The 13,975-nt window shown below is 42.6% G+C and carries 11 protein-coding genes; 5 read left to right on the forward strand and 6 right to left on the reverse strand.

The features are described from left to right. Positions 1 to 89: 89 nt before the first annotated feature. Entirely contained in the window at positions 90 to 1,073 is a 984-nt protein-coding gene (locus HMAT_RS05545; protein WP_104381780.1) for a glycoside hydrolase family 18, read from the reverse strand. 236 nt (positions 1,074 to 1,309) lie between these two features. After that, positions 1,310 to 2,152, reverse strand: coding sequence for an SDR family oxidoreductase (locus HMAT_RS05550; RefSeq protein ID WP_104381781.1), 843 nt, complete (start codon positions 2,150 to 2,152; stop codon positions 1,310 to 1,312). Positions 2,153 to 2,568: 416 nt separating this feature from the next. On the opposite strand from HMAT_RS05550, the gene HMAT_RS05560 reads away from it, so the two are divergent. The 3 genes from HMAT_RS05560 to HMAT_RS05570 all read left to right on the forward strand — a co-directional run bounded on the left by HMAT_RS05560 (position 2,569) and on the right by HMAT_RS05570 (position 4,497). Continuing rightward, on the forward strand, positions 2,569 to 3,144 hold the full coding sequence (locus tag HMAT_RS05560; protein WP_104381783.1) for a Crp/Fnr family transcriptional regulator: 576 nt from the start codon (positions 2,569 to 2,571) through the stop codon (positions 3,142 to 3,144). A gap of 130 nt (positions 3,145 to 3,274) precedes the next feature. Continuing rightward, positions 3,275 to 3,739, forward strand: coding sequence for an ester cyclase (locus HMAT_RS05565; RefSeq protein WP_104381784.1), 465 nt, complete (start codon positions 3,275 to 3,277; stop codon positions 3,737 to 3,739). Positions 3,740 to 3,828: 89 nt separating this feature from the next. Then, positions 3,829 to 4,497 (forward strand): hydrolase, encoded by a 669-nt coding sequence (locus tag HMAT_RS05570; RefSeq protein WP_104381785.1) that lies wholly within the window; start codon positions 3,829 to 3,831, stop codon positions 4,495 to 4,497. Between the two features lie 36 nt (positions 4,498 to 4,533). On the opposite strand, the gene HMAT_RS05575 is transcribed toward HMAT_RS05570, so the two are convergent. Together HMAT_RS05575 and HMAT_RS05580 are read right to left on the reverse strand one after the other, a co-directional pair. Further along, complete coding sequence (locus HMAT_RS05575; protein WP_104383310.1) at positions 4,534 to 5,319, reverse strand: alpha/beta fold hydrolase; 786 nt, start codon at positions 5,317 to 5,319, stop codon at positions 4,534 to 4,536. Between the two features lie 13 nt (positions 5,320 to 5,332). Continuing rightward, entirely contained in the window at positions 5,333 to 6,454 is a 1,122-nt protein-coding gene (locus HMAT_RS05580; RefSeq protein WP_104381786.1) for an AraC family transcriptional regulator, read from the reverse strand. A 181-nt stretch (positions 6,455 to 6,635) separates the two neighbouring features. Between HMAT_RS05580 and HMAT_RS05585 the strand changes: the two genes are divergently transcribed. Beyond that, positions 6,636 to 7,457 carry a carcinine hydrolase/isopenicillin-N N-acyltransferase family protein gene (locus HMAT_RS05585; RefSeq protein ID WP_158655640.1) on the forward strand — a complete coding sequence of 274 codons (822 nt, stop codon included), beginning with the start codon at positions 6,636 to 6,638 and terminating at the stop codon, positions 7,455 to 7,457. Between the two features lie 97 nt (positions 7,458 to 7,554). Further along, entirely contained in the window at positions 7,555 to 9,951 is a 2,397-nt protein-coding gene (locus HMAT_RS05590) for a TonB-dependent receptor (RefSeq protein WP_104381788.1), read from the forward strand. A 100-nt stretch (positions 9,952 to 10,051) separates the two neighbouring features. On the opposite strand, the gene HMAT_RS05595 is transcribed toward HMAT_RS05590, so the two are convergent. Next, positions 10,052 to 11,422, reverse strand: a complete 1,371-nt coding sequence (locus HMAT_RS05595) for a hypothetical protein (protein ID WP_104381789.1) — start codon at positions 11,420 to 11,422, stop codon at positions 10,052 to 10,054. Positions 11,423 to 11,452: 30 nt separating this feature from the next. Then, entirely contained in the window at positions 11,453 to 13,918 is a 2,466-nt protein-coding gene (locus tag HMAT_RS05600) for a TonB-dependent receptor domain-containing protein (RefSeq protein ID WP_104381790.1), read from the reverse strand. Between the last annotated feature and the right edge of the window lie 57 nt (positions 13,919 to 13,975).

The raw sequence follows: 13,975 nt of genomic DNA on the forward strand, positions 1-13,975 counted from the left end.
AAAATCAATAAACGAAAAAGAAGCATTTTGTCGATCGACAAAATGCTTCTTTTGTAATAGAATCACGCTCTCGCAACAGCATCTAACTTTTATGGATTGACCAATGAAATCAACTGTCTGGTAACGGGATAATTGGTCGGCACGATCTGATTTTGTCCGTAAGGAACACCATCGCGATCTATCGCATAACTAAATACACCTGCTTTTTTCCCTTGCGTGGGGTTCCAGTTGCTGTACTTATATGCTCTACTATTTGCCAACGGCGAGGTGACATCACCCCAATTTGCGCCATTTTCTTCATAAAAAGAAAAACCGATCAGATACTGATTGGGAAGGATTTTGCCCGCATACGAATTGAAGGTGTTTTGCAAACCGCTTACCGAACGCCCATAAGACTGCACCAATACATAATCCACTAAAGCATGGACTACGGTAAATAGGGGGGTGTTGCCCTCTTGATTGGTATCGTAGATCAACAGTTTTCCAGTGCCGGATTTCGGTCCGAGAGATTTTGAAAGTGCCGTAAAAACGCCAGTAGCGCGTTGTAGATCTTCGGTATTGAGTGAACGTTCGACATCAAAATCAATACCATCCAGATTATAGGCCGTGATTTTTTCGCTTATAATTTTAGTAGCGAGGGCCTCATAACCCGCAGGCGTATTGGGAAAGCTTTTATCCAATGTGGCCCCAATATCTGCCGTCATGACCACCTTGGTACCGCGAGCTCGTAAATGAGGGACATAGGAGGTTTTCAACGAATCCCAGAATACATTGGTCGGCGGTGTGTAGTCCGGAAAGACAAAGGCAATGTCCAAACTGTCCGGTAGTTCTTTCATGGATGTCTTATTCGTAGCAGGGTCTGTCGCCTTGTCCCGCCAGGTACGAAAATAACCGGCCATAATCTGATGATTGCTCTTTTTGTAATTGCGGAGATTTTCCAGATAATCTGCTGTATCATTAACCGCATAAAGCACCGTATTGTCTTTGGTACAGGAGTTGATTGATGCAGACAGGAGAAGGGCTGCCACTACAAAGCCAAAAAAGTAAATTGCTTCTTTCTTAAAATTTCTCATAATTTAAGTATTGTTTATGGTTATAGAACGTTTAAAACAATACATTGTTGTAGAATAAATTAAATATTTTTATTCAGTTATTAACATTGCTTCGGAAGACTGATTGTAGCTAGTGGATCCTGGTTTTAAGCAGGCAAATTCATGCGGAATTGACAATGATATTGACATCCGTTGAGCGGTCTATAGCAACAACAAGACTGCTTACGGTGTAGTAAGCAATCTTGATGTCCGAACCCTTATTTTCTATTTCCAAAACCGTTGGGAGCAAACATACCCCGTAGAAATTCCACATAGTCCTGCTCTGTTTTATTGTCCCGCGCCTCAATCATTGAGACAATGTCAGGGCCAGCGATGTAACGCAGTTGCTGTGTTCCGTCAGTTATGGCATTAAAAATAGTTTCGGCTACCTGCTGTGCCGAAGCGATATTTTCACTGCCTAAACTGTTGAATAGGGCATTCGTTTCGTTAAGGAAATCAGTGTAATGTGCAGGATTAACTGTGGGTTCCGAATCTGAAAAGGCACGTTGCTGGAAGTTGGTCTCGGTATAACCGGGCTCGATAATTTTAACTTTGATATTTTGGGAATCCAGTTCGTATGCCAATGATTCTGAAAATCCCTCTATCGCATATTTTGACGCAACATATACCGATACCAACGGAAAGGGAATTTTTCCTACGCCTGAAGTAATATTTGCAATTACCCCGCTTTGCTGTTCCCTAAAATGCGGTAAAATGGCACGGGTTACGTTCATTACACCAAAGACATTCACATCAAATTGGTCCCGGATAGTCTTGTCGCTCATGGCCTCAAAAATTCCGCTGGTCCCATAGCCTGCATTATTAAGCAATGCATCAATTTTCCCAAACCTTTCAATGCCTTTACCTATCGCCTCCTGGATCGATTGCTGTTGTGTGACTTCCAATGGAGTAACAAGAATATTAGGGGAATTAATGAGTTCGGTTTCCTTTTCAGGACTACGCATTGTGGCAATAACATTCCAGCCTTTAGCTGAAAAAAATTGTGCGGAAGCTTTTCCTATTCCGGACGAAGCTCCTGTGATTAAGATGGTTTTATTCATTGTTATATTTTTTGCAGCTAAACTTCCGTCGCTATGACTTCCATTTAGAACGTTTTTATAAAACAAATTTCCGTAAACAAACTGAGCCGTTATTTTCTAAACGGCTCAGTTTTTTGTTTCTCAAAAGCTCATATCGAAAATCTGGAGGGGGCAGCGAAAACACAGGTATAGGAACACAACCCAATCAGGTGATGATTACATCGGATGATGCTCCCTTAGGCTTGATCATGAAAAGCGTAAAATGGAGGTGTCAATTAATAGTTTTTTTGTATTTTAGTTTTACTTCCAAATCTATTTTTTTTAAATAAAATAGGAGTGAAGACAAATTCTAGGGAAAATAGTAAAAGGCGAGTTAGGAAGTCACTTCTTTAGAAAAATATGCGCAACAAATATCAGTTAATTAGGATAGCTAATTTATGTACCCATTCCTCAGACAGTACCTTAACTCAATTACGTCGAGCGTTATCAGCGATGAAGAGTTTCAGCATATCGAAGAAGCCTTTGCTCCGAAGATCATGAAAAAAAGACAATTTCTCTTGCATGAAGGTACAATATGCAGATACATGGCATTTATTGTCAAAGGTGCAATGCGGCAATATGCGATTGATGAAAAGGGAAACGAACATGTCGTCCGTTTTGGTGTTGAAGGATGGTGGATGAGCGACAGGGAAAGTCTGAGAATGTCAAAACCTACCAAATACAATATCGAAGCGCTGGAGGACTGTGACCTCTTAATAGCGACGAACGAGCAGTTAAATGGAGTGAAGGAAAAGTCTCCTCTGTTTTTTAAAATGGCACATATTCTCGACGAACGTCATTCCACGGCTGCCCAACACCGGATAGAAGCATCCATGAATTATACCGCTGAAGAGAAACTAAAGGATCTGATCGAAAACTATCCGGGGTTTTTGCAGCGGTTTCCACAAAATATGCTGGCATCTTACCTGGGGATCAGCCCCGAAACCTTTAGCAGGGTACGCAAGAATATCTGAGTAAATCCGCTGGGTTGCAGCCCATTCAATTATACCTTCACTTGATATAGATCAAGTGAATTTCTTGTTATAAATCATTTTTAAATATCTTCGGTCTCATCATCTTTGGTATATAAAATTATATACAAAAATGAAAAAGATAGGAACCATGGTGGTACTGGCAATAATAACCGGAAGCACCAGTAACGTTAGCGCCCAACCAGCTAGAGACCTTCGGCAGGAAGAAACCAACAAAGAGATTGCTACGACATTTTTCCATACGTTCTATAACGATAAAAATCTTGAAGAAGCAAAAAAGATGATGCATCCCGATTTTATCAACCATCATCCATATTCAGGTAAAGGGATCGCTGAAACTGTTGATGCGGTCAATACACATCTCTTTGGCAAATTTCCGGAATTTAAAGTCTCCATAAAGCGGATCGCAGCGGAAGGAGAGCTGGTCTGGATACAATCTTACACCCAGGATTTTCCGGGAGACCACGGAAAAATGTCAATGGATATCTGGCGAATTAAGGATGGGAAAATAGCAGAGCATTGGGATATTATCCAAGATATTCCGAAAAATGTGGAACCGTCGTCGATGTATAACTGATCCATATTTTAATTTCAATAGATCATCTACTTGCCCGAATATTCGGGCTATAATCAACAGTATTTCAATTCATCTAAACATTCAATGTCATGACAACAGAAAAAAATCCAAAAGCGGGACTGGGAGCGCTTCTGACCCCAGATAACTGTGCATTGATACTGATCGACCATCAACCATTTCAGTTTGCCGGTCTGCGCAGTCACGATTCACAAACCATTATTAATAATGTGGTTGGCCTAGCAAAGGCAGCAAAAGTATTTGCTGTACCGACATTGTTGACTACAGTTATCGAATCAAAGGGTGGACTATTGCTTAAACAATTGCAAGATGTGTTCCCTGATCAACAGCCACTTGATCGTACTTGGATCAATGCCTGGGAGGATAAAAATGTGATAGACTGGGTAAAGAAAACGGGCAAAAACAAAATTGTGATTGCTGCGCTCTGGTCTGAAATCTGTCTGGCGATGCCGGCAATACAGGCTGCGGGAGAAGGCTATGAAGTATATGTTGTAACAGATGCTTCCGGAGGCGTAAGCCTTGAGGGACATGAGATGGCTATTCAGCGCATGATCCAGGCCGGCGTGGTACCGATTACCTGGATGGTTTTCGGTTCCGAACTGCAACGTGACTGGGCGCGGACAGATTCTGTACCGGAACTTGCCCAGAGTCTGATTGATCATTCCGGTAATGTAGGTACAAGTCTGTTATGGGAATGGCAGCTTTTGGCTACAGCTCCTGATGCTACCCCCAAAGTGTAAGTCTACACCCATATACCTAGTAAAATAATAAAACGATTACTGACAGTCTTGTGATTTAAGAAACCGCAAGACTGTTACGATAAACGGAATGGTGGGATTATAAATCGGGACATGTTCACCTTCCGGAATAATCCATAATGCAGAATCTGGTATAGCATGATAAATGCTTATCGCAATTTCCAATGGAAAAAAGCGATCACGATCACCATGAACCACAAGCGTTCGTGCTTTAATGGTGGATAGAAGCTGCGCTGTGAAATTCATATCATCATAATCCTGATGAAATTCGTTGAACTGTGTAATAAGTTGATGAATCTGTTCATCACCACGTTTTGCACACTCCCGGTACATCTCTACAACCTCTTCGGGCATGGTGGCAAACGAGGCTCTGCGCATAATGGCCCTTGCCTGATCCGGAAAGTGGGAAGTTGTGCTAATTAATACCAAAGCTTCAATACGAAGGGGCTGGCTTGTCGCCATATGCAGCAGTGTCATCCCACCTGAACTCATTCCCATCGCGGAGAAGCGCGTTATCCCTAATTTGTCGAGTAGGAGAAATAGATCATCGGCCGCTTGCCGATGGGTAAATCTGTTCTCAGGATTCGTGGAATGACCATGACCACGCAGGTCCACAATAATCAGTCGATACTGCTTTGAAAGCTCGGGAACAAAAGGATGCCAATTCTGAGTGCAACCACCAAAACCGTGCAAAAGGAGGAGAGGAGCGCCGGCTCCCAATTCTTCATAATATATTTTTAAATCGCCGATTTGAGCAATATGTCCATTGATATTGTCCTGTTTGGATATGTAAGGTTTTCTCATTGATATGCCTCTTTTATTTTTGGGATTGCGGGTTGGCCAAACTTTTAACATACTGTGTCGGCGACATGCCCGTCCACTTTTTAAAAGCTGTATTGAAGGCCGTTTTTGAATTAAAGCCGGATGCAAAAGCTATTCCGACCATATTGAGCCTTTCTACCTCGCCAGAAACCAGCAATCTTTTTGCCTGTTCCACACGTTGGCAATTGATAAAATTGTAGAAACTGTGGCCAGTGACTTCATTGATCAGATAAGAAGCATCATGCACATTGATATGAAGCTTTTCGGCCAAACGAGGAAGGCTCAGCTCACTATCCAAGTAAATGTGTTGCTCTGCAACCAGTTTATCCAGTTCATCCGCTAGCCCGACCAGCGTAGCTTGATTCATTCGCTGTTCCTTTCTACGCTGTTTTGGCAGCGGATCATCAATCGTATCCATGCGACTAGACAGCACTTCGTCCGCCGATACCATAACAATATGCTGCTGGCTAGAAAATGTTGCCATAAAAAAGACGGCACTGGTATAGACCAGAGGCATGGCTTTCAGCATAAAATTTAGCTGAATCAGTGCATCATTGATCCAAAACAACAATACCAGACTCAAAATCAATAAAAAATTGTGGAGCCAGTTCAGACTTCCTCCAAAAGTAGCTGTGGTTTTGGCACTCTTTTTATACCGAATCAATACAAGATAACTACAGATGACATACACCGCTAGCTGCAGGGGCAATAGATCACGAACGAGAAAATCAGCCGAGCCTATAGGGAATAATTTCGTTATCATCAAATCTGCACCGCCCCCAACAGGGAGTAATGCCGCCACGACAAAAAAAAGAAGCGGCAAAAAATGGAAAAGATCTTTTCGAACAAAAATTCTGGCAGGATTTACAAAGTAAATGGTACTTAACAACAGACTGGGAGCCATCATAAATTGCAAAGCATTGAACCCCAACCGGAGATCGGTAAACCGAAGTGCACTATCGCCAACGCTAACCTCTAAAAGTAAGCTGCCCATCAGGAAAACAAACAGGGCAAGCCATCGGTTGGCTTTTACATGTTGCCGATGTGGATAGAAAAAAAGCATAAAGCTAAAGAGAAAGCAGGCACCGCCGGAAAAGCACATCAGAAAAGCATTCATTGGAGCGATATTATACGATTTATGTCTGAATAAAAATACAAAATTCCGGACTGGGCAAAAAATATAAATACACAATAAATAACGCAGAAATACCAAAAACAACAATGAAATGTGTTCGGGTGGATAAACGCGAACAGTAGATGTTGTGCCCAGGGGTAAATTTGTAAAAAATTATACCTCCATGGAACGAAAATTTTATTGTTGTTTTTTAATCGTCTTGTGTCTTATAAATTGCTTGACAGGCAGCGCATGTACCATATTTATCGCCAATGATGGTCAACATATCTGGATCGGAAATAATGAAGATGAATCTCCTGATCTTAGCTATCGATTATGGTATTACCCACAGCATAAAAAAAGCTACGGTTATATGATCTGGACTGAGCTTTCCGAGGATAAGGAACTGAATAAAATAATGTACAGAAATCCGCAGGGCGGAATGAACGAACATGGCCTGTTTATGGACTACACAGCAATAGATGAAATTGCGGCTATTCGGGATCCCAATAAGCTGGATCGGAGTGAGGAGGTTGTCACTGATGTGCTTAGACAATGCAAAACAGTACAGGAAGCGGTAGACTACATCATGCAATTTAATCTCGTGCGATTGACTGGAGCGCAATTATTCATAGGTGATGCCGATGGAGACTATGCCATTATACATGCGAACTATTGCATACGAAAGACAAGTAGAAACTTTGCGCTGACCAATTATGCGGTGAATAATAACCACTATGAATTTTGTTGGCGACGGGATATGGCAATAGAGTACCTTGCCCAAGAACGGGTATTTCATTTAAAAGATGTTGCTTTCCTTCTGGAGAAAACAGCACAGAAAAAACCGGGCGACATCATTTCAAATTATTCAATGGCGACGGACCTGCGCGCCAGACAGATCCATCTCTACTATAAAGGCGATTTTTCCAGGACTGTTACCATTTCTTTAAAGAAGGAGCTAAACCGTGGCGTTCATCAGCAGGATATGGCCCGCTATTTTCCGTAATCTGGATGTCGTTACAATCTTTCTTCGGTCAGGCTATAAATCTATTCTGATTTAAATTATTTAGAATTATTATAAATAATTCTATATTTGTGGCATTATGAAAAACAACCGAAAACCGATCTCTTTCGATCAAACTGATTTCAAGAATATCTTTCCTACAAATAGCAATAAAATAATCCCTTCGCTGGCATTGATGTTACTATCGGCAGCGACGTTGCATGGGCAAGATGTTCATCTGTCGGGAACGGTCCGCACAATGGATGGAGGAGCGATTCCGCATGCAACAGTGAAAATAAATAATACAAAAAACCTCCAGGCCGATGCGTTTGGTCGGTTTGTTTCAGTTTTGCCTGCAGGATCACATCGCTTTCAATTTACTGCAACGGGTTACCAGATGCTTGATACATTGGTTACTATTCAACCGAATGATACGCTCGATATCTTACCTGTACTCCGGTCCAATACCAGGATCAATGAGGTCATTGTGTCTGCTTCCAGACGTGTTGAATCTTTAGATGAAGTACCATCATCGGTAACAGTACTCTCCCAGAAGCAGCTGGAATCCCAGCGGAGTATCAGTAACAACCTCAGTGATATCTTGGCGGCTACAGTGCCCGGACTAGGCTTTTCGACCAATCGTACACAAAACCTGGGACAGACACTTCGGGGCAGGCGCGTGCTGATTATGATTGATGGGATACCTCAATCTACACCGCTGCGCGACGGTGCCCGTGATATAAGATCATTGGATCCCAGCGTGATCGAACGTGTGGAGGTGATCAAAGGTGCAACGGCCATCTACGGCAACGGAGCTGATGGCGGACTGATCAACTACATCACCAAACATGCTGACCCGGATAGAGCATTTGCTGGAACAACGGAAATAGGCAGTAACTTTTCTCTGGTAAAACCTGGGCAAACAGGTGGCTATAATGTCAGCCAGCTTTTTAATGGACGTCAGGGCCATTGGGATTATGTCCTTAGTGGAAGATATGAAAAAACGGGACTTTACAAAGATGCTGAGGGTGTTGTACTGTCTCCGGAATATGGGATGAATGACCTTAAAAACTGGAATGCTTTCGCAAAGGTGGGCTATCGCATTGACGCCAAAAATCGTTTGGAACTGATGTACAACTTTTTTAAAAGCACCCAGTATACGGACTATATAGCGAAGGCAGGAAAATATGGCGATTTTAATGCACCCACGACAGGCGTTATTGGCAAGAGACCGGGGCAACCCGAGGGTACACCTTATAATCATAACGCAAGCTTAAAGTATGCTGCGCAAGAATTGCTCGGAAAGACTGATTTCGACGCAAATATCTATTTTCAGGACTATGAGACGCTGATCAATTACAGTAATTTTTTTGAAGGAAATGGCCAGCCCGGAACCAGGAGTAAAAAATTGGGCTTACGTTTAAACTTTAATAGCCCTTTGAGTTGGTCTAATGATATATCCAGTGAAATCACTTATGGACTGGATTTGCTATCCGATAAAACAAATACAACGCTTACCGATGGACGTACCGTGATCCCCAATATGGACATGCGCAATTTGGCGCCCTATTTTCAGTTGAAAACGAACTTTGGTAAAGATCTGATATTGAAGGCCGGTAGCCGCCTGGAAAATGTGCATATTAACGTGCCAACTTTTACTACCTTGGGAATTTTGAATGCTGTCAACGGTAATTATGTCGGCGGCGGTGTTGTGGTCAATGGCGGAGATCTTAACTTTACGGCATTGATGCTCAACGCTGGCCTTCGTTATACCAACATACAGTTCTTCAAGCCATTTGTAAGTTTTTCTCAAAGTTTCAGTGTCGCTGATCTGGGCTTAGTGCTACGCGCAGCGAAGGAAAATACGGTTACTAATACATCTATCAAGGCCGTAAAAGCTAATAACTATGAATTTGGCTTCTCTGGAGATATTGGCCGATTTTCCTATGAGGCAGCAACTTATTATAGCACATCTACCCTGGGAGCTTCGTATGTTTTCGTTGACGGGAATCCTCAGATCGCCCGCTCACCTGAGAAAATATATGGCTTTGAACTGTCGGCAAACTATCGTGTGCATCCGATCCTAGATATCGGAGCAAGCTATTCGTATACAGAAGGGAAAAGAGAGTTAGCGGATGGGAGTAAGGCATATCTTGGCGGAGATCGTATAAATCCGCCTAAAATTACGGCTTCCGTTACCGTAAATCCAATCTCAAAATGGTCATTGACAACGCAAATGATAGCCACTTCGGGACGAAATCGTTTTGAACCCGTCAATGGTTTATATAGCTACGGTACAGGCCCCATTCACTCATTCACTACCTTTAATTTTTCCAGCAAATATCAATTCCATAGACGCGCGATACTACGTGTGGGGATCGAAAACTTACTCAATAAAGACTACTATACCGTGATCTCGCAATGGCAGTCAAATCATATGAATTATGTGAAAGGTAATGGTACGCGTATCAACATGAGTTTGGCCTATTCATTTTAATACTATTTTTGATAGATCCAATAGCAAAAAAGGGGCTCTCGATAAAATTAGAGAGCCCCTTTTTAGATCCGAATGAACAAGACCGTCAGAAAAGACCTTGTTAATAAGCGCCGATATAGCGATGACCTGTACCATTCAGTAACTTGGCCCCTTTAGTCAATTTACCGGTTTTCCAGTTGTAAACAAATACATTGCCAGCTTCGCTGATAGGCGTTAATGGGACATAAACGTTATCTCCTACATGCGCGATGCTTTGCTGTTGGTCAAAGTTTAATTTAGACTCATATTCTGTGGCAATTTTGGTCGCCGTTTTTGCATTGATATCTATGAGCGCTAAATACCCACCCTTTTTGTCAATGTCATATAGTACAAACGCTTTACCTTCACCCAGGTATTTCCATGCTTTGATTCCAGCAAGACCACTAACACCCAGTGCTTTGGACAAATCGAATACATAACTATTGTCATAGTCATTCGTGTTTTTATCAATGCGCAAAATATGCGGATAACTCGTCGTATTTGCTCCTGTGGATTGATAAACATGGCCATCTTCGGCGATATACTGTGTCATGGTACGGTAGCCATTATTACCATATTTGCTTTGCGTAGACCATATTAATTTTGGATTTTTTAAGGACGGATAATCAATTACCAGGGTCACTGTTCCGGCAATATTAGCTGCATCGCTCGGCCAGGAGACTACACCTGTTTCCTGATTCTGGCTGGGAGTACCCTTCGGATTTACTTTGGAAATATTACAGCCGATATAGACTTTGTTCTTTGCCTGGTTGATGATCGGCACATCTATACGACCAATGGAATACCCTTGTGCCAATTGCTCCTGTGTAAACGGAATCGTAAATGAAGCTGTATTTAAGATACTTGGATTATCGAGATTGATGGAAGCTACAGTCGCTGTGGAGGTAATGCTGCCGAAGGTTACCGCTGGAAATGTTCCGGTAAAAGCTGTCTCCGTGGAGGCGCTCACACCAATACCTATCCCCTCAGCTGATTTAACCCAGCGGGGTGAGGTTCCCAAAATTATCGATGCGTTTACCTCGTTGCCGTTTTTTACATATTTTTCTGCACCATTGACCGCGAATTTCTGAAAGATACCACCGTCAGTTCCGGTATATTGGATATCGTATAAATACTTACCATCTGCAGATGCCTGAATACGTGAGGTTCTCGGGGAATCAAATTTCAGCCCTTTACCATTGAAAATATCAAGTTCAAAAGCTGGATTGATGGCCTCATCAGGTGAAATGGCATAGGCCATTGTCCCACCGTTACCATCGCCATCGTTTGTCAATTTTAGTGCAGCCGTCAGGGTGATCCATCTTGTATCCGTAGGTTTTTCCTCAGGGGGTGCTACCTCACCGGGATTTCCGCTATCTTTACTACAGCTGCCCAAGGATACGGATGCAACCAATGCACCGAACAGAACGGTTTTAAATAGATTTTTTTTCATTTGTATAAAATTTGAATTTACTTTTATTTATTATAAGAATTTGCTAATGGTGTAATTGAGTTTGATGTAGAATGCTCTTCCGGGCTTCTGGACACCAAAGTTGTCATAGAGTGCGGCATTAAATATGTTTTTTGCATCAAAGCTTGCCACTAGTTTTCCTGAGGGGAAGCGATAGCTAAGCCCTAGATCGTGCGCAAACTGGCTAGGGGTGAGGCTGCCTTCGGAAGGATGCCATGCGATATCGTAATTCCCGACATAGCCCATATTATAATAGAGATTCATGATGGCGCGTTTTTGAAAGATATTGTCCAAGCGATACTGCGCATTGGCATTAACCGTAAAATAGGGTTCGTTCGGAATCTGTAGATTATACCGGTCATCCGCGCGCCCGGCTTCGTCGTATTGTCGTTTGTACAAGGCGTTGAATTTGGAAAAATTGAGCATAACATTAAGCTTATTGCCAAACACATAGATCAGCTCGGCCTCCACACCCCGGGACTGTGTGCGGCCAAGGTTGACAAAAGCGGATGCCTGGATATCCAGATCAGAGTCTGTGACAATACTATCGACTGTCTGCCGGGTGATCTTGTCATAGCCGTTTCTCCAGAAGGCACTTCCATAGAACGAAAACTTATGCTGGCCAAAATCCAGATTTGCCAACCGGAAGCCCAGGTTATAGTTTATATTTTTTTCGGGTGTAAGATTGAGGTTGGGTAATATATTGGTTTCAAGATTCCCGAACATCTGCTCTTCAGAGGGCATGATTTTGCCATTTTCCATGGAAGTAATCAAAAAGAACTTTGGCAGAATGTTGTATGACAGTGTCGCACCATAGCCAAAATTGTCGCTAAAGGTCTTTTTTGTCTCCGGATCAAGGGTATAGGATCCGTCTGCATTATAGGTCGGATTTGGATTGCTCTGCCGCGTACTATTGGCTGTATATTTGACAAGGATGTTGGTCTTCAATTTATTATTGAAGGTTTGTGCCTCATAATTTGCTGATACAATGTGCTTGGTAAGTGCTGTCAGCGTGCGTAGATCCTTATTGACAGGACGCAGGAGATTGGTGTCATCGCGGTCGGTCTTTTCCAGTTTATGGTTAAGCGATACGCGATGGCCGGGTAAGATCATATAACCCAAATTCGAACGCACATTTGTGATTGTGCGGTCCACCTGCGTTATCGTAGGCAATCCCTGTTGTGCCCCATTGGGTGATTTCATCGTAATCGGAGGAAGACCATTTTCGATCATGAAATCCGTGTGTAACACAACCGGATTTCCATCCCAGTTATACAATGTTGTTACGGTATCCTGCACATAGGTGCTACGCTTGCTACGTACGGCATTGACATTGAGCGTCAATCCGTCGACGAAAAGATTACGCTTGTTATAATTCAGGCTGAATACATGGGCGTTATACTCCGAAAAACGGCCAACATAAGGCTGACTTGTTGTTGTTCCATGGGGTATTTCTTTATAGGTGTCCGATATATTATAACCCAGGAAAAACTGATCGGCCCATTTCACATCTGTAAAACCAACTTCAAAACGACCGCCTGCCGATCTATAGGTATCGTTGAATCTTTTTGCCCTAAAATCCCGGGTCAGTATTCCATTTCGATCGGTGTATTTTGAGAATTTCCCCCACATTTCATAACTATTGTCCGTATAGGTATAAAAGCCAGAGCCCCGAAATGAAAGCCCGGTCTTTTTATCCCGCAGGGTAAGGCTTGCATCCGCATTGAAGGTATTAAAAGAACCATATGACGTGGCAATGGTCGCATTGTTATGGGCCGCATCTTTTTTCATGACCACATTAATGGCGCCGCCCACATAATCTCCTGTCAAATGGGAGGGAAGTACTCCTTTGTACACCTCTATGCGCTCAATCATAGCGGGCGGAATATTATTGAGGTTAAATGAAGATCCATAGGTAGATATTTCTATTCCGTCCAAAAACAGGCCGATTGTGCTGCCCGACATCCCGTTGAGATTATACTCAATCTGGGATCCCACGCCTCCATTCTGACGGACGCGTACACCCACAGCCCGATCGAGCAATTCATTGGTAGTCAAATTGCGCAGTGCAGCTTCTTTTGTTTCGATGACAGCTACCGCAAAACCACCGATCTCCATTTCTCTTTTAGTTGAATTACGCTCTACCTTGACCTCTTCCAGGTCATTTTTATTCTTTGTATCCACATGGATGTTGAGGTGCTGATTCTTTTGGTGCGCTCGCAGGGATACTTCTTTTGCCTGTAGTTCCAGTGATGAAATAAATAGCACATGATCACCATAGGGTACATCCACCAATTGGTAATGCCCCTGAGCATCCGTCATCGTGGCGAGTTTACTGTTCCTGATCTGAATGGTCACATGGGAGACTCCTTTTCCCTCATTATCGCGAACGATACCGGAAATACGGGCAACCTGAGCATAGGTGAAATAGAAAGAACAGCTAAGGGCAAGAGTTAATATATATTTTATTTGTTCCATTGAAACGATAACACTATTTTTGATAATTGTTTATATTTAATCTAAATAAGGCGACGC

This window comes from Sphingobacterium sp. HMA12 (assembly GCF_002933815.1).
Lineage (GTDB): Bacteria > Bacteroidota > Bacteroidia > Sphingobacteriales > Sphingobacteriaceae > Sphingobacterium.

What these genes read in the sequence shown, in the direction of transcription:
- HMAT_RS05595 (WP_104381789.1), bottom strand. Translation starts at nt 11,422, where the DNA reads ATGAAAAAAAATCTATTTAAAACCGTTCTGTTCGGTGCATTGGTTGCA.
- HMAT_RS05590 (WP_104381788.1), top strand. Translation starts at nt 7,555, where the DNA reads ATGAAAAACAACCGAAAACCGATCTCTTTCGATCAAACTGATTTCAAG.
- HMAT_RS05580 (WP_104381786.1), bottom strand. Translation starts at nt 6,454, where the DNA reads ATGAATGCTTTTCTGATGTGCTTTTCCGGCGGTGCCTGCTTTCTCTTT.
- HMAT_RS05570 (WP_104381785.1), top strand. Translation starts at nt 3,829, where the DNA reads ATGACAACAGAAAAAAATCCAAAAGCGGGACTGGGAGCGCTTCTGACC.
- HMAT_RS05575 (WP_104383310.1), bottom strand. Translation starts at nt 5,319, where the DNA reads ATGAGAAAACCTTACATATCCAAACAGGACAATATCAATGGACATATT.
- HMAT_RS05600 (WP_104381790.1), bottom strand. Translation starts at nt 13,918, where the DNA reads ATGGAACAAATAAAATATATATTAACTCTTGCCCTTAGCTGTTCTTTC.
- HMAT_RS05545 (WP_104381780.1), bottom strand. Translation starts at nt 1,073, where the DNA reads ATGAGAAATTTTAAGAAAGAAGCAATTTACTTTTTTGGCTTTGTAGTG.
- HMAT_RS05560 (WP_104381783.1), top strand. Translation starts at nt 2,569, where the DNA reads ATGTACCCATTCCTCAGACAGTACCTTAACTCAATTACGTCGAGCGTT.
- HMAT_RS05550 (WP_104381781.1), bottom strand. Translation starts at nt 2,152, where the DNA reads ATGAATAAAACCATCTTAATCACAGGAGCTTCGTCCGGAATAGGAAAA.
- HMAT_RS05585 (WP_158655640.1), top strand. Translation starts at nt 6,636, where the DNA reads ATGGAACGAAAATTTTATTGTTGTTTTTTAATCGTCTTGTGTCTTATA.
- HMAT_RS05565 (WP_104381784.1), top strand. Translation starts at nt 3,275, where the DNA reads ATGAAAAAGATAGGAACCATGGTGGTACTGGCAATAATAACCGGAAGC.